This is a genomic window from Mesorhizobium sp. WSM4810 (assembly GCF_055811235.1).
The window spans coordinates 228,582-242,810 of the sequence record NZ_JBVVQV010000004.1; the positions used below are offsets into that span (position 1 = coordinate 228,582).

The 14,229-nt window shown below is 63.4% G+C and carries 15 protein-coding genes; 4 read left to right on the forward strand and 11 right to left on the reverse strand.

The genetic code is table 11. The features are described from left to right. Positions 1–8: 8 nt before the first annotated feature. Together AC0L3O_RS08285 and AC0L3O_RS08290 are read right to left on the reverse strand one after the other, a co-directional pair. Positions 9–377 carry a four helix bundle protein gene (locus AC0L3O_RS08285; protein WP_473524482.1) on the reverse strand — a complete coding sequence of 123 codons (369 nt, stop codon included), beginning with the start codon at positions 375–377 and terminating at the stop codon, positions 9–11. A gap of 38 nt (positions 378–415) precedes the next feature. Further along, positions 416–1,582 carry an isobutyryl-CoA dehydrogenase gene (locus AC0L3O_RS08290; RefSeq protein ID WP_473615318.1) on the reverse strand — a complete coding sequence of 389 codons (1,167 nt, stop codon included), beginning with the start codon at positions 1,580–1,582 and terminating at the stop codon, positions 416–418. Between the two features lie 151 nt (positions 1,583–1,733). Between AC0L3O_RS08290 and AC0L3O_RS08295 the strand changes: the two genes are divergently transcribed. After that, positions 1,734–2,348 (forward strand): dimethylsulfonioproprionate lyase family protein, encoded by a 615-nt coding sequence (locus AC0L3O_RS08295; protein ID WP_128246888.1) that lies wholly within the window; start codon positions 1,734–1,736, stop codon positions 2,346–2,348. Next, positions 2,348–3,820: a cobyric acid synthase gene (locus AC0L3O_RS08300; RefSeq protein WP_023798961.1), complete on the forward strand. Its 1,473-nt coding sequence runs from the start codon at positions 2,348–2,350 to the stop codon at positions 3,818–3,820. The genes AC0L3O_RS08295 and AC0L3O_RS08300 overlap by 1 nt, the downstream gene beginning before the upstream one ends. On the opposite strand, the gene AC0L3O_RS08305 is transcribed toward AC0L3O_RS08300, so the two are convergent. The 3 genes from AC0L3O_RS08305 to AC0L3O_RS08315 all read right to left on the reverse strand — a co-directional run bounded on the left by AC0L3O_RS08305 (position 3,817) and on the right by AC0L3O_RS08315 (position 5,428). After that, positions 3,817–4,239: a VOC family protein gene (locus AC0L3O_RS08305; protein WP_023798962.1), complete on the reverse strand. Its 423-nt coding sequence runs from the start codon at positions 4,237–4,239 to the stop codon at positions 3,817–3,819. The genes AC0L3O_RS08300 and AC0L3O_RS08305 overlap by 4 nt on opposite strands. 84 nt (positions 4,240–4,323) lie before the next feature. Next, on the reverse strand, positions 4,324–5,157 hold the full coding sequence (locus AC0L3O_RS08310) for a helix-turn-helix domain-containing protein (protein ID WP_473534079.1): 834 nt from the start codon (positions 5,155–5,157) through the stop codon (positions 4,324–4,326). Positions 5,158–5,257: 100 nt separating this feature from the next. Beyond that, positions 5,258–5,428 (reverse strand): hypothetical protein, encoded by a 171-nt coding sequence (locus tag AC0L3O_RS08315; protein ID WP_023798964.1) that lies wholly within the window; start codon positions 5,426–5,428, stop codon positions 5,258–5,260. Between the two features lie 421 nt (positions 5,429–5,849). Between AC0L3O_RS08315 and AC0L3O_RS08320 the strand changes: the two genes are divergently transcribed. Then, positions 5,850–6,281 carry a TerB family tellurite resistance protein gene (locus AC0L3O_RS08320; RefSeq protein ID WP_023802995.1) on the forward strand — a complete coding sequence of 144 codons (432 nt, stop codon included), beginning with the start codon at positions 5,850–5,852 and terminating at the stop codon, positions 6,279–6,281. A gap of 22 nt (positions 6,282–6,303) precedes the next feature. Here the strand turns inward: AC0L3O_RS08320 and AC0L3O_RS08325 are convergent, their stop codons facing one another. The 5 genes from AC0L3O_RS08325 to AC0L3O_RS08345 form a co-directional block, all read right to left on the reverse strand. Next, the gene (locus tag AC0L3O_RS08325; protein WP_473615319.1) at positions 6,304–7,947 is read right to left on the reverse strand and encodes an ABC transporter ATP-binding protein; all 1,644 of its coding nucleotides are present in this window, start codon (positions 7,945–7,947) and stop codon (positions 6,304–6,306) included. After that, the gene (locus tag AC0L3O_RS08330) at positions 7,944–8,813 is read right to left on the reverse strand and encodes an ABC transporter permease (protein WP_128176799.1); all 870 of its coding nucleotides are present in this window, start codon (positions 8,811–8,813) and stop codon (positions 7,944–7,946) included. The genes AC0L3O_RS08325 and AC0L3O_RS08330 overlap by 4 nt, the downstream gene beginning before the upstream one ends. Continuing rightward, positions 8,810–9,757, reverse strand: coding sequence for an ABC transporter permease (locus AC0L3O_RS08335; RefSeq protein ID WP_128176797.1), 948 nt, complete (start codon positions 9,755–9,757; stop codon positions 8,810–8,812). The genes AC0L3O_RS08330 and AC0L3O_RS08335 overlap by 4 nt, the downstream gene beginning before the upstream one ends. A 262-nt stretch (positions 9,758–10,019) precedes the next feature. Beyond that, complete coding sequence (locus AC0L3O_RS08340; protein ID WP_473615321.1) at positions 10,020–11,498, reverse strand: ABC transporter substrate-binding protein; 1,479 nt, start codon at positions 11,496–11,498, stop codon at positions 10,020–10,022. Between the two features lie 130 nt (positions 11,499–11,628). Beyond that, the gene (locus AC0L3O_RS08345; protein WP_473534077.1) at positions 11,629–12,909 is read right to left on the reverse strand and encodes an acetylornithine deacetylase/succinyl-diaminopimelate desuccinylase family protein; all 1,281 of its coding nucleotides are present in this window, start codon (positions 12,907–12,909) and stop codon (positions 11,629–11,631) included. A gap of 229 nt (positions 12,910–13,138) precedes the next feature. Here AC0L3O_RS08345 and AC0L3O_RS08350 point away from each other — a divergent pair, with 229 nt between their 5' ends. Beyond that, a complete protein-coding gene (locus AC0L3O_RS08350; RefSeq protein WP_023802989.1) occupies positions 13,139–13,567 on the forward strand; it encodes a L,D-transpeptidase in 429 nt (142 codons plus the stop codon). Here the strand turns inward: AC0L3O_RS08350 and AC0L3O_RS08355 are convergent. After that, the gene (locus tag AC0L3O_RS08355; protein ID WP_473534076.1) at positions 13,564–14,226 is read right to left on the reverse strand and encodes a hypothetical protein; all 663 of its coding nucleotides are present in this window, start codon (positions 14,224–14,226) and stop codon (positions 13,564–13,566) included. The genes AC0L3O_RS08350 and AC0L3O_RS08355 overlap by 4 nt on opposite strands. Positions 14,227–14,229 lie beyond the last annotated feature (3 nt).

Below are 14,229 nucleotides of genomic sequence, written 5' to 3' on the forward strand. Positions count from 1 at the left end.
TAGGCGGCCTATTCGGGCGCGAGTCTGCTGATAAGTTGGCGCAGCATTTTTCCGATGCCCTCGGTCGCTAACAGTATCTGACAAGCTTGATCTTGCGTAGCTAGGCCAATGCGTTCAGCGATCTGGAGGTGCGTCTCGAATTCCTTCAGCGACCCTTGGGCTATCCGGAGAAATTGCTGATAAGAGCCCCTGTTGTCTCGGCCATAACCTTCCGCGATGTTTGCAGGGACTGACGTTGCTGAGCGGCGGATTTGGCTGGTCAACCCATACAATTCCTCTTTTGGCCATGCCTTGGTCAAGGCGTAGGTGGTGACGGCCAGATCCATCGCCTGCTGCCATACGATAAGATCCTTGTACGAATTGATCTTGCCGGTCATCTTGCTGCCTATTGCCTATTGCCTATTGCCTACTGCCTTTACCGACCAATCAGCGCGCGTGCGATGATGACGCGCATGATCTCGTTGGTGCCTTCGAGAATCTGGTGAACGCGCAAATCCCGCACCAGCTTCTCGATGCCGTAATCGTGCAGATAGCCATAGCCGCCATGCAGTTGCAGCGCGTCGTTGGCAACGTTGAAGCCGACGTCGGTGACGAAGCGCTTCGCCATCGCCGACCATTTCGAGGCGTCCGGGGCCTTGCGGTCGAGCTTCGAGGCAGCGGCGTAAAGGAATATCCGTGCTGCCTGCAACTCGGTCTCCATGTCGGCCAGCTTGAATTGCAGCGCCTGGAACTGGTTGATCTTGGCTCCGAAGGCCTTGCGTTCGGCGGTGTAGGACAGCGCCTTGTCGAGCGCCGATTGCGCCCCGCCCAGCGAACAGGCGGCGATGTTGAGCCGGCCGCCGTCGAGCCCGGCCATGGCGATGCCGAAGCCGGCGCCTTCGTCCGAGAGCAGGTTTTCAACCGGCAACTTGCAGTCCTCGAAGACGACCTGGCGGGTCGACTGCATGTGCCAGCCCATCTTGTGCTCGTTGGCGCCGAAAGACAGGCCGGGCGCATCTTTCGTCACGACGAAGGTCGAAATGCCCTTCGGACCGTCGGCGCCGGTGCGCGCCATGACGATGTAAAGGTCGCTGTCGCCGGCGCCCGAAATGAACTGCTTGACGCCGTTCAGCACATAGTCGCCGCCGCTCCTCACCGCACGCGTCTTCAGCGCCGCAGCATCCGATCCCGAACCCGGCTCGGTCAGGCAATAGCTCGCCAGCCATTCCATAGAGGTCAGCTTCGGCAGGAAGTGCTGGCGCTGCTCGTCGCTGCCGAAGCGGTCGATCATCGAAGCCACCATATTGTGGATCGAGATGAAGGAGGAGAAGGCCGGATCGGCGCGCGAAAGCGCCTCGAAGATCAGCACCGCGTCGAGCCGGCCGAGCGCTGAGCCGCCGACATCGTCACTGACATAGATGCCGCCAAGCCCGAGCGGGCCAGTCTCGCGGATCACGTCCGCCGGAAAATGCTTGTTGCGGTCCCAGTCGAGCGCGTTCGGCGCAACGCGATCGGCAGCGAAGGCCTCGGCCATTTGCTGGATGGCGCGCTGGTCCTCGTTGAGTTCGAACTGGCTGGTGCCCGCATCAACAGCGGCGTCCATGGCGTGCTCCGTAATGTCGTCGGCCTCCTGGCCTGTCGTTTTTGGCTTTGCGCGCGGTTCAATCTAGACCAATGATGCCGCCGCGCAAGCCGACTAGCTCCATCCAACGATCTGGGGGCGCCTGTGTGATAATGCGTGTCTGGGGCAAGGCGTGACGACAAATTTCGATGAACTGCTCGAGCGTTTCCACGCCACTCTCGCAACATTCGATGATGCGCTGGTGCGCAATGAGGTGGCCCGGATCGGCTGGGCCATGCCGGCACGACCGCTCGATCCGCGTCCGCTTGCCTGCCTGCGCCAGCTCGATCGTATCGTCGAGCTCGCTCCGGCCAACGCCCAGCCGCTGGCGCGGCTGCTTGCGGAGCGTCGCGGCCAATTGCGCTGGGGGCAGACCTACAGCGAGGCGGATTTCGGCAAGACGTTCATCGACAATTACGGCTGGCTGGAGGTCTTCGGCACGCGCGGCCATTTCGTCAACGACGAGGTCGCGGCCGGTCTGCTGATCCTCGGACCTGAAATCGTCTATCCCGACCACCATCATGTCGCCGAGGAGATCTACATTCCGCTGACCGGCGGCACCGAATGGCGCATGGGCGAAGGCGACTTTGGCAGGCGCGAGGCGGGTGAGGTGATCCACCATGCCTCTGATGTCAGCCACGCCATGCGCACCGGCAAGGAGCCGCTGCTGGCGCTCTACCTCTGGCGCGGCGGACCACTGGCCGCGAAATCCACGATCACCGGCAGCGTTTCACAGGGCAGGAATTGATGGCGGCCAAGGCGATCATGCTGCAGGGCACAGGCTCCGATGTCGGCAAGACGGTGCTGGTCGCGGGCCTCTGCCGCGTGGCGAAGAAGCGTGGGCTGAAGGTGCGGCCGTTCAAGCCGCAGAACATGTCGAACAACGCCGCCGTCGCCGATATTCCGGGCGACAAACTCGGCGGCGAGATCGGCCGCGCCCAATGGCTGCAGGCGATCGCCTGCGGCGTTGTGCCCACCGTCCATATGAACCCGGTGCTGCTCAAGCCGCAGACCGATATCGGCGCCCAAGTGGTGGTGCAGGGCAAGGTGTTCGGCGAGGCGCGGGCGCGAGACTACCAGGCGCTGAAGGGCCGGCTGATGGATGCCGTGCTGGACTCCTGGGCCGAGGTCGCCGAGGGTGCCGACCTCGTCATCGTCGAAGGCGCCGGCTCGCCGGCCGAGATCAATCTCAGGAGCCGCGACATCGCCAATATGGGCTTTGCGACGCGCGCCGACGTGCCGGTGATCCTGGTCGGCGACATCGATCGCGGCGGCGTCATCGCCTCGGTCGCCGGCACCCATCTGATCCTGCCGGAAGAGGACCGGCGCATGATCGTCGGCTATCTCATCAACAAGTTCCGCGGCGATGTCTCGCTGTTCGATAACGGCATCAAGGCGATCGAGAGCTTCACCGGCTGGCGCTGTTTTGGCGTCGTGCCATGGCTGAAGGCGGCGGCGCGGCTGCCCTCGGAAGATTCCGTGGTGCTCGAACGCCTGGCGTCCGGAGAGAAGCGCGCGCTGAAGGTGGCCGTGCCGATGCTTTCGCGCATCGCCAATTTCGACGACCTCGACCCGCTCAAGGCCGAGCCGCAGGTCGAGGTCGTCTTCGTGCCGCCCGGCCAGCATTTGCCGGACGACGCTGGGCTGGTGATCATTCCCGGCTCCAAGTCGACGATCGGCGACCTGCTAAGGTTCCGTGAAAATGGCTGGGACCGCGATCTGCTTGCCCATCGCAAGCGCGGCGGCCACGTCGTCGGCATCTGCGGCGGCTTCCAGATGCTCGGCCGTGTCGTGCGCGATCCCGACGGCATCGAGGGCAGCGTTACCGAGACCGACGGGCTCGGCCTGCTCGACGTCGAAACGCTGATGGAGCCGGAAAAGACGGTGCGCAATGTCAGCGCGCGCTCGGTCCAGTTCGACCTGCCGCTCGAGGGCTACGAGATCCATCTCGGCCGCACCACCGGTCCGGACACGCTGCGCCCATCTACCGTCATCAACGGCGCCGATGACGGCGCCGTCTCCGCCGACGGCAAGGTGTCGGGCAGCTATCTGCACGGGCTGTTTTCCGCCGACGCTTTTCGGGCGAAATTCCTGGAAAATCTCGGCGTCAAAGGCGGCGGCATCGATTATCGCGCCGAGGTCGAACGGGCATTGGACGAAGTCGCAGCCGAACTGGAAACCCACCTCGACTGCGACGCTATCTTTGGTCTGGCGCGTTAGCTGGCGGGCTCACCGGCCTTTGGCCAATAGGTGCCGAACGACCAGACATTGCCTTCCGGATCGCTGCAGATGAATTCGCGGCTGCCATAGTCGCGGTCGGTGAGCTCTTCCAGTATTTCGGCGCCGGCCTTTTTGGCTCTGGCATAAGCGGCATCGGCATCGTCGACGGCAACATAGATCGATCTGCCGCCACCCGGGCCCGGTGCGCCGATCATCTGGCCAAACTTGTCGTCGCGTGCGGTGCCCAGCATGATCATCGAGGAGCCGAAAGTCAGTTCGGCGTGTTGGACGATGTCGCCTTCGCCGTAGCGGGCATGAACGGCAAAGCCGAAGGCTTCACCGAGCCAGTCGATCATTTTCGCGGCATTGCGGTAGCGCAAGGTGGGATAGAGCCTGGGCGGTTCGACTGACATGGTCATGACGATCTCCTTCAATTGGATTGGACGATAATCCAGTCTGGGCGAAGGCTTTTCCCACGTCTTGAAGAAATGTTACCTGCGCCTCTATGCCTGGGCGGCCAGCGCCGTCGGCGTTTCGCCGGCAAGGTCGCGGAATTCGCGCACCAGATGCGCCTGGTCGGCATAGCCGCAATCGGCGGCGATATCAGCCCAGTCGGATTTGCCCTGCCTTGACAGGCCGAGCGCCCGGTTGAAGCGGACGATGCGCGACAGCGTCTTGGGGCCGACGCCGATCGCGTTGGAGAATTTTCCCGCGAGATGCTTGCGGCTCCAGCCCAGCCTGTCGGCGAGCGATGCGACGCGAATGCGGCCACCCGAGACGATGATCCGGTCATAGGCCCACGCGATTTCGGCCTGCATTTCGCGGGCGTCAGTCAGCCGCGCGGCGACGAACGTCTCGACGATGGCAAAACGTGCGTTCCAGCCGTGCGCATTGCCAAGTCTTTCGCGCAGCGCGATGCCTTCGATCCCGAGCACATCGTCGAGGCCGACCATGCGGTCGGTCAGTTCGCTCATCGCGAGGCCGAAGAAGCGTCGGGCGCCGAGCGGGGTGAAATTGACCTGGATGCAGCAGGCGCCGCCGCGGGATTCGATCACCACCGGACCGGCATAGAGGCCGGCGGCGAAACTGGCGAAGCGGTCGTTGTCGCCCGGCTCCCTGCCGAGCCCGATGGCGAAGGGTTCGGCAAAGCTGATGACCAGCGGCACGGTCAGCGATGCGTATTCGACGTTGCGGAAACGGCCGGGCATGGTTTCGCGGTAGCCGCAGATGTCAGTGACTGAATCCTGGAGCCAAGGGCCAGGCGCACGCCGAACCATCTCGAACCGGTCGAGGCCAGGACTGTGCTGGTTGCTGCCGTCTTCGCTCTGGGCAGACATGAGCTTTCCTCCGCCCGCGGATGGTAGCAGACCAACCCTCAGAATCAAAAGTGCCCGGCTTGTGGCCGGGCGCTCCGAGTTGCCTGAGAGATCTGAGGGCTTAAGCGCCGCGAACCAGGCAGCCGCCGGCAAGCACGACATAAGCGATGAGGACGATCCACACCGCGGCCAGGGGAATGAACGCAAAAACGCCGAGAGCGGCGAGAAGACCGATGATGGCGATAACAAGGGATATGATGAAAATAAGCTGCGTAGGCGCACTGAGATTCATGTGTGGCTCCTCCGACATGATTCGTACAACCGCATCCTACCAGGCGCCCCGTTCACACACCAATCAGCGTGCGCAGCGGCGGAGACCAATTGTCGATCTTGGCGCCGCCCCTCATCGCCCTGCCGGGCACTTCTCCCCGTTTAGGGACGGGAGAAGAGGGCGGTGGCGACCTCGGTGAACATTCTGCAACGCTGGTGATTGGCGAAACCTTCGATGGGAGCGCCCCTCTCCCCGTCATTATACGGGGAGAGGATGCCGGAAGGCAGGTGAGGGGCAGCGCCAATGGCCGGAAAAGGGTGAGGAGCCGAATTTCAAAACCTGAAAGCAATTGCCAGCAATTGCCCCTGTCGAACCACAGCCGACCATTTGCGCAAGGCCGATTCCGCGTTACCTATTTGCAACGAATCGGAAAGGGACGCTGATGGCATTCGCACTGCTGGAGCAGATACGTTCGATCTTCGACGGCGACCCCGGCGTGCGCAAGGTCGCGGACGATCCGGTGCTGTCGGCGGAACTGCTGATGCTGTTTCGCATGATTTTGGCCGACGGCACGGTCAACGAGAGTGAAATGGCCGCGTTCAGGCGCATCTGCCGGGAAGCCTTCGGCATTCCGGAAGCCAGCATCGACAGCGTCATCGAATATCTCAACGAGTTCGGCTACGAGACCAATGGCTCGCAAGCCATCGCGCAGTTCCGTGACCTCGACGTCGAGAGGCGCAGCCTGCTTGCGCGCCATATGGCCGAGATCGCCAAGGCCGATTCGCAACTTGCCGGGACAGAGATGCAGCTCTTGCGCCGCACCCTCGACTTGCTCGACATCAGCCCCGCTGATGTGGTGAAGGCCGAAGAGTAAGCCTCTCCCGACGGTCGGCTGTTCACCCCTGTTCTTGTAGCCGCCGGGCAATCGCGCGGTGCAGGTCCGGGGCCGCAGCGACCAGCGCCTTGGCGGCTTCGGACTGCGGATGGTCGAGAACCGCGCTCGTCCTGCCCCGCTCGACGATCTTGCCGGCATGCATGATTATCACCTGGTCGGTAATGGCGCGGGCAACGGTCAGATCGTGGGTGATGAACAGATAGGCGACGCCGAGCTTCTGGTTGAGCTCGGCGAATAGATCGAGAATCTGGGCGCGGATCGAGACGTCGAGCGCCGACACCGGCTCGTCGGCGACGACCAGCCTGGGGCGGGTGATGATGGCGCGGGCGATCGACAGGCGCTGGCGCTGGCCGCCTGAAAATTCGTGCGGATATTTGTCCATGTCGCGTGGACCAAGGCCGACCTCGTGCAAGGCCTTTGCCACCATCTCGCGCCGCTCTGCATTCGTCGGCCTTTTCTCCAGGACATGCAGTGGCTCGGCGACCAGTTTTTCCACCTTCTGGCGCGGATCGAAGGAGCCGTAAGGGTCCTGGAACACCACCTGCATGTCGCGGCGCGCCGGCTTGAGCTCCGCCTCGCTCTTGCCGGTGATGACTTCGCCGCGAAACCGGATCGTTCCCGATGTCGGCCCGTCCAGCGCCAGGACCATGCGGGCAAGCGTGGACTTGCCGCAACCGGAACGCCCGACCAGCGCCACAGACTGCCCAGGATCGATCGAGAACGAGACATCGTCGACGGCGCGGGTCGGAACCGCGCGCTGCAGCAGCGATTTGCGCCGTCCCGGATAGTCCCGCGTCACGCTCTCTACGTGAAGGAGAGGTTTGGCAGCCTGGAGCAGGGGGTTGTCTTGGCCGACCTCGTGCGTCCTGGCACGCGCCGGCACGTGCATCGAGGCCTGCGCCAGTTGTCTTGTGTAGGGATGAAGCTGCTCGGACAAGGTGCGCGCCGTGTCGCCGGCCTCCATCACTTCGCCGTGGCGCAGGATGGTGATGCGCTCCGCCATTTCGGTCACCACCGCGAGGTCATGCGAGATCAACAGCAGGCCCATGCGGTTTTCTGCGACCAGGTCGCGCAACAGGTCGAGGATCTGCGCCTGCAGCACGACGTCGAGCGCCGTCGTCGGCTCGTCGGCGATCAGCAGTTTTGGTTTCAGCGCGCAGGCAATGGCGATGACGACACGCTGGCGCTGGCCGCCGGAAAGCTCGTGCGGATAGCGCGACAGCGGAAATTGCGCTGAGGACAGGCCGACCCGGTCGAGCATTTTTCGGGCGCGGTCCTCGGCGTCGGCGCGGCTTGCCCTGGTGTGCCAGCGTATGCCTTCGGCAACCTGCTCGCCAATCGTCTTGACCGGGTTCAGCGCCGTCATCGGCTCCTGGAAAACCATGCCGACATCATCGCCGCGCAGCGCGCACATCTGGTCTTCGCTGGCCGCGAGGATGTCGATGCCGTCGAAGACGACGCGCCCGCTGGCGCGCGCCGCCCAGGGCAGAAGCCGCATCACCGTCAATGCCGTGATCGACTTGCCCGAGCCGGATTCGCCGACCAGCCCCATCACCTCGCCGGGCGCGACGGCGAGCTCGACATCCCTCAGGATCGGCGTGTCGCCGATCGTCAGCGACAATTTCTCGATTTCGAGCAGGCTCATCGCTGCCGCCGCGATTTTGGGTCGAGGATGTCGGCAATACCGTCGCCGAGCAGGTTCAGTCCAAGCACGGTGACGACGATCGCCATGCCTGGAAAGATCGCCATCCACGGCGCCATCCCCATGCGCGTCTGGGCGTCGAACAGCATCCGCCCCCAGCTCGGCATCGGCGGCTGTGTGCCGAGCCCGACATAGGAAAGCCCGGCTTCAGCCAGGATGCCGAGCGCGAACTGAATGGTGCCTTGCACCAGGAGCAAAGTAACGATGTTGGGCAGCACGTGTTCGATGGTGATCAGTGCTTTGCCTTTTCCGGCGGCACGCGCGGCGAGGATGAATTCGCGCGGCCAGATCGCCAGCGCGCCGGCCCGGGCGACGCGGGCGAAGACCGGGATGTTGAAAATGCCGATGGCGATGATGGCGTTGAGCGCGCCCGGGCCGAAGATGGCGGTGATCATGATCGCCGACAGCAGGGCAGGGAAGGCGAAGACGAGATCGTTCAGCCGCATCACCGCCTCGTCGACGACGCCGCCGCGCGCCGCGGCAAGGGCGCCGAGCGGCACGCCAACGCCCATGCCGATACCGACCGCCACCAGCGCCACGGCGATCGAATTGCGGGCCCCGACCATGATCATGGAAAAAATGTCGCGGCCGAAATGATCGGTGCCGAACCAGTGCGCCGGCGAGGGTGCCTGGGTCTTGTCGGCGATGATCAGCCTGGTGACGTCAAAAGGCGTCCAGAATAACGAGACGATGGCGACCGCCGCCACAAGTGCAGTGATGACGAAGCCGGTGAGGAACGAGCGATTGGTGAAAGCCTTGACGAGGATGTCGGCAAAATTTTCCTCCGGGATGTCGAAGCGCAGCGTCATTGGCGGCTTCTCAGCCGCGGATCGACGACCGCATAGGAGAGATCGACAAGCAGGTTGACCGCGATGACGGCGGCGACCAGCAGCATGACGACGCTTTCGACGACGATCAGGTCGCGCTGGGTGATCGCCTGGAACACCAGCCGGCCGAGGCCGGGGAGATAAAAGACGTTCTCGATGATGATGGTGCCGGCGAGCAGGAAGGCGAACTGCAGGCCGAGAATGGTCAGCACCGGGATCATTGCGTTGCGCAGCGCGTGCCGCCACAACACCGCGCGATAGGGCAGACCCTTGGCGCGGGCAGTGCGGATATAGTCCTCGTTCAGCACTTCGATCAGCGCCGAGCGAGTGACGCGGGCGAGGATCGCCGCCTGCGGCAGAGCGAGCGCGATCGCCGGCAGGACCAGCGATTTCAGCGCCGGCCAGACGCCGGCGCTCCATCCCGGAAAGCCGCCGGCCGGCACCAGCCGCAGCCAGACGGCAAACAGGTAGATCAGCATCAGCGCAAACCAGAAGTTCGGCACGGCAACACCAAGCTGGGCGGCGCCCATCGCGATCGTGTCGCCGGCCCGTCCGTGCCGGCCGGCGGAAAACAGCCCGACCGGAATGGCGATGATGGTGGACAGCGCCAGCGCGATCAGGGCCAGCGGCAGCGAGACCACGATGCGCTCGCGGACCAGGTCGATGACCGGCACCGAATAGGTGTAGGAACGACCGAAATCGAGACTCAGCAAGCCGCCGGCCCAGTGCAGATAGCGCGCGGCAAGCGGCGCGTTGAGGCCCATCTGGTTGCGCAGCAACTCGACCTGGTCGGCGCTGGCGTTCATGCCCAGCATCAGCCGCGCCGGGTCGCCGGGAATGATTTCCAGCACGGCGAAGACCACCATCGAGGCCAGGACCAGCGTGATGAGGGCGATGGCAAGACGCTTGAGGAGATAGGCGGTCATGAGGGGAGGACCGCAGCGCTGCCTGCAAAGATCGGGCGACAGTGCTCTTTCACGTCCCCGTCTGTCCTGCCGGACGCGCCGGTCCGAGCCACGGGCCTCGGCAGGACAGTTGCTACAGACAAAAGATAGCGCTCGACCGGCCAATTGTTAATGCCGGCAGCGCAGAACTGAAGCGATTGCCCTGCGGCTCGGGCCAGGCATCTCGGCAGGACAGAGGGGGGTGCCACCGGCTGCAAGCTTCGCCCCTTTGGCCAGCAGCCCCTCACTCCGTCCACTTCACCTTGGTCAAATCATTGGCCTGGATCGGCGCATTTTCCCAAAAACCCTCGAGCTTGGCGTCCCAGACGCCGACTTTCGGCAGTTCGTAGAGGAAGCCGACCACGGCATCGTCGGCCAGTATCTTCTGCGCCTCGCCGAGCAGCGTCATGCGCTTGGCCTCATCGGAGGTGAGGTTCAGGTCGGCGATGATCTTGTCGAAGGTCGGGTTGTCGTAGTTGAAGTAATAATCCTTGCGCGAATAGATATCGATGTCGTTGGGTTCGGTGTGGGAAATGATGGTCAGGTCGTAGTCCTTCCTGGTGAAGACCTGGTCCAGCCACTGCGCCCATTCCACCGGCACGATCTGCAGATCGATGCCGACATCGCGAAGCTGCGACGCGATGATCTCGCCGCCAAGCCGCGCATAGGGGGGTGGCGGCAGTTTCAGCGTCGCCTTGAAGCCGTTCTCCAGGCCGGCATCCTTCAAGAGTTCCCTGGCCTTGTCGACATTGTGCGGATAGAGACCGGTGAGGTCGACATAGGCCTTGTTGGCGGGCGACATATGCGAGCCGATCGGCACGCCAAGGCCGGCCGAGGCGCCGTCGATGATCGCCTTGCGGTCGAGCGCAAACGAAATCGCCTGCCTGGCCTGCAGCCTGTCGAAAGGCGGCTTCTTGTTGTTCATCGAAAGGATGGTCTCACCCTCGGTCGCGCCGATCACCACCTTGAAGCGCGGGTCGCCCTGGATCTGGGCGACGCTGTCGGGATCGAAGAAGGGGAAGGCCTGAACATCGCCGGAAAGCAGCGCCGGCACGGCGGCTGCGGCATCCGTGACGATGCGGAACTCGGCCTTGTCGAGGGACACCGGGGCACCCCAGTAGGCGTCTGACTTGATCAGCGTGATCGATGAGCCCTTGGCCCAGCTCTGGAACTTGAACGGGCCGGTGCCGACAGGCTTTTCCTTGTTGGTGTCGGCTGTCTCCGGCGCGACGATGACCGCGTCGCCCCAGCCCATATTGTAGAGGAACGAACTTTGCGGATTCTTCAGCGTGATCCTGACCGTCGCCGGATCGACCATTTCGACCATATCGATGGCGGCGAACAGGCCCTTTTGTGCGTTGACGGAGTTGTCGGCACGGGCGCGATCGAGCGAGAATTTGACGTCGTCGGCATTGAAGTCGGTGCCGTCATGGAATTTCACACCGCTATGCAGCTTGAAGGTGTAGACCTTGCCGTCGTCGGAAACGGTCCAGCTTTCGGCGAGAGCCGGCAGCACCTCGCCGTTCGGGCCGATGCGGGTCAGCCCCTCGAACACATTGGCGTAAAGCACCTCGTCGATCGCCGCCGCAGCACCTGCGGTCGGATCGAGATGCGGAGGTTCGAGCGTGATGCCGATGACCAGATCGGTCCGCGTGGCAAGCGCCGAAGCGCCGTTGGCCAGCACCAGGGCCGCAGCGGTGAGAATGGTTTTCCATAATTTCATCGTGCAACTCCCGATATGCTCAAAAACATGCTCGAAACCCGGTGGATAGAAGCGTGATTTCACCAAGGAGTAAATTGCGTTTCGTGCTTTCCGGCGGCGCCGGCAGGAATGTTTTTCCGCCCATCACCGGCTACCGAGCGCCCGCGCCCCTCAGCAGCACGTTGAGCCCGATCGCCATCACCTTGGCCGATTCGACCATGTCTGATATCCCCACCCATTCGTCGGGCCTGTGGGCGAGGTCGAGAATGCCCGGGCCATAGGCGATGCAGTCGTAGATGTGGCCGATGCGGGCAATGTGCTTCTGGTCGTAGGTGCCGGGCGAGATCACGTAGTCGGGCTCGCGGTCGAATACCTCCATGATGCCCCGCGCCACCGCCTTGACCACCGGCGCATCGCGCTCGGTCATCAGCGGCAGCACCTCCATGAGATCGCGGATCTCGTAGTCGAATTTCTTGCGCTCGCGCTTCAGCCGGTCGAGGATATCGGTCACCTCGCGCTTGACCGTGCCAAGATCCTCTTCGAGCAGGAAGCGGCGGTCGATGGTCAGCCGGCAGGAATCGGGGACATTGGGCGAGGGCAGGCCAGGCCGGAAATCCTCGGTCTGGCCGCCATGGATCGAGTTGATGTTCATGGTCGAGCGCTTGGCCCCGTCGGGCACGACCGGCATGCGCGTCACCTTGCGGTCGAGCGCCGGGAACAGCTCGTCCTCGAAAGCCCTTAGCAGGGCGCCCATATGGCGCACCGCATTGTCGCCGAGGAACGGCATCGAGCCGTGCGCGATCTCGCCCTTGGTCTCGATCTCCGCCCACCAGACGCCGCGATGGCCAAGGCAGATGCGATCCTTGTTCAACGGCTCGGGGATGATGACGTGGTCGACCTTCGGCTTGGAGAAATAGCCGAGCTTTGCCAGATGGGCGACGCCGCCGAAGCCGCCGGACTCCTCGTCGACCGTGCCCGAAATCTCGATGGCGCCCGGGAAGTCGGGGAAAACCTCCATGAAGGCCTCGGCGGCGATGATCGAGGAGGCCAGGCCGCCCTTCATGTCGCAGGCGCCGCGGCCATGGACCTTGCCATCCCTGACGATGCCGGCGAAGGGATCGAGGCTCCAGCCGTCGCCGGCTTCGACCACGTCGATATGCGAGTTGAAATGCACGCAGGCGCCGGGCGAGCGGCCATCGAAGCGGCCGACGACGTTGACGCGCGGGTAGCGGTCGGTGTCGCCGGGCGTGCCTTCGGCGCGGATGAATTCGACTTCGAAGCCGCGCTTTTTCAGCCGCGCTCCGACGTATTCGGCGCATGGCCGATAGGCCTCGCCGGGCGGGTTGATAGTCGGAAAGCGGATCAGGTCCGCGGTCAGCGCGACCAGGTCGTCGACCCGATCATCGACCGCTTTCAGCAGGAGTTCTTTCATTCGACGAATTGAGCAGCCAACGGTGCGTTTTGGCAAGCCTGTTGGCGGGTCGCGCCCTAGTTATGTGGTTACATGTCGCCACGGCAACTATCGCGGGAAATCGTTCAAATTCGCTGCTTTGGATTGGCGAATTCGTCAGAGGTGTGTGGTTACCTCATTCACTTGCGATTAAAGGATGAAGAATAGCGTGAAGGCAGGCAGGCAAGGGCAATCAAAGGGGTTTGATCGCATGAAAAAGACCGTTCTCATGGCAGCGGCACTGGCAACGATGCTGTTCGGTTCTTCGGTCGAGGGCTGGGCAGCCAAGCTGGTTGCAAGGATCGATGTGTCATCGCAGACGATGACTGTAAGATACGGCCGGGCGGTCTACCGATGGCGCGTATCCACGGCGCGCAAAGGCTATATCACGCCGCGCGGCAGCTACCGGCCGCAACGAACGGCACGGATGTGGTATTCGCGCAAATACGACATGTCGCCGATGCCTCATTCGGTGTTCTACCGCGGCGGCTATGCCATCCATGGCACAGGCGCAGTAAAATCTCTCGGGCGCCCAGCGTCGCATGGCTGCGTGCGACTGCACCCGTCCAATGCCGCCGCCTTCTATTCGATGGTGCGGCAAGCCGGCTTCCGCAACACGCGGATCGTGGTGACCAACTAGAGCGCGGAAAACACGCCGATCGCCCCGACCAGAACTAGGCTTAGCGCCCAGATCACATCTAGATCAAACCAGCTTTTCGAAAGAAACCTTAATCCCAGCCACCGATAGACGCCAAAGGCCAAAGCGCCGCCCGCAGTGATCATCGCGCCGGTGTGGACCGCTGCCACGCCGATCGAGAGCGCTGCAGTTCGTGCAATGAGGGCGGTCGCGGCATGGTGCCCGGCATCCGTTTCAACGACGCCGCACAGGCCGAGGTAGATCGGCACCAGCATCAGGCCGGCGCCATGCGCGACGGCGACGAGAAAGGACCAGAGCGCCAGTCGCGACGGCGGCACGCGCGCCAGAAATCTAGGATGCCGCCGGTTGAAGAGCAGCCAGACTCCGAGCGCGACGACAATTAGACCTGCGCCAACGCGGATCTCGGTTTGCCAATCAACCAGCATGGTCATTAGCGCGAAGGGCAAGAGGACCACCGTCATGGCGACAAGATGCCCGAACGCCAGCGCCAGAAGTGCGCCCGGCAGCGCATAGGCTCGCCGTTCCATCAGGGCGGCCGAAACAGCAAGCGGCCAGCCCATACCCGGGTTTACGCCATGGTAAATCCCGCTGGCGACCACAGCAAACCAGAGGCCGGCTGTGGTCGAAAGGAGTTCGGGCAACAC

What these genes read in the sequence shown, in the direction of transcription:
- AC0L3O_RS08285 (WP_473524482.1), bottom strand. Translation starts at nt 377, where the DNA reads ATGACCGGCAAGATCAATTCGTACAAGGATCTTATCGTATGGCAGCAG.
- AC0L3O_RS08290 (WP_473615318.1), bottom strand. Translation starts at nt 1,582, where the DNA reads ATGGACGCCGCTGTTGATGCGGGCACCAGCCAGTTCGAACTCAACGAG.
- AC0L3O_RS08300 (WP_023798961.1), top strand. Translation starts at nt 2,348, where the DNA reads ATGGCGGCCAAGGCGATCATGCTGCAGGGCACAGGCTCCGATGTCGGC.
- AC0L3O_RS08305 (WP_023798962.1), bottom strand. Translation starts at nt 4,239, where the DNA reads ATGACCATGTCAGTCGAACCGCCCAGGCTCTATCCCACCTTGCGCTAC.
- AC0L3O_RS08310 (WP_473534079.1), bottom strand. Translation starts at nt 5,157, where the DNA reads ATGTCTGCCCAGAGCGAAGACGGCAGCAACCAGCACAGTCCTGGCCTC.
- AC0L3O_RS08315 (WP_023798964.1), bottom strand. Translation starts at nt 5,428, where the DNA reads ATGAATCTCAGTGCGCCTACGCAGCTTATTTTCATCATATCCCTTGTT.
- AC0L3O_RS08320 (WP_023802995.1), top strand. Translation starts at nt 5,850, where the DNA reads ATGGCATTCGCACTGCTGGAGCAGATACGTTCGATCTTCGACGGCGAC.
- AC0L3O_RS08325 (WP_473615319.1), bottom strand. Translation starts at nt 7,947, where the DNA reads ATGAGCCTGCTCGAAATCGAGAAATTGTCGCTGACGATCGGCGACACG.
- AC0L3O_RS08330 (WP_128176799.1), bottom strand. Translation starts at nt 8,813, where the DNA reads ATGACGCTGCGCTTCGACATCCCGGAGGAAAATTTTGCCGACATCCTC.
- AC0L3O_RS08335 (WP_128176797.1), bottom strand. Translation starts at nt 9,757, where the DNA reads ATGACCGCCTATCTCCTCAAGCGTCTTGCCATCGCCCTCATCACGCTG.
- AC0L3O_RS08340 (WP_473615321.1), bottom strand. Translation starts at nt 11,498, where the DNA reads ATGAAATTATGGAAAACCATTCTCACCGCTGCGGCCCTGGTGCTGGCC.
- AC0L3O_RS08345 (WP_473534077.1), bottom strand. Translation starts at nt 12,909, where the DNA reads ATGAAAGAACTCCTGCTGAAAGCGGTCGATGATCGGGTCGACGACCTG.
- AC0L3O_RS08350 (WP_023802989.1), top strand. Translation starts at nt 13,139, where the DNA reads ATGAAAAAGACCGTTCTCATGGCAGCGGCACTGGCAACGATGCTGTTC.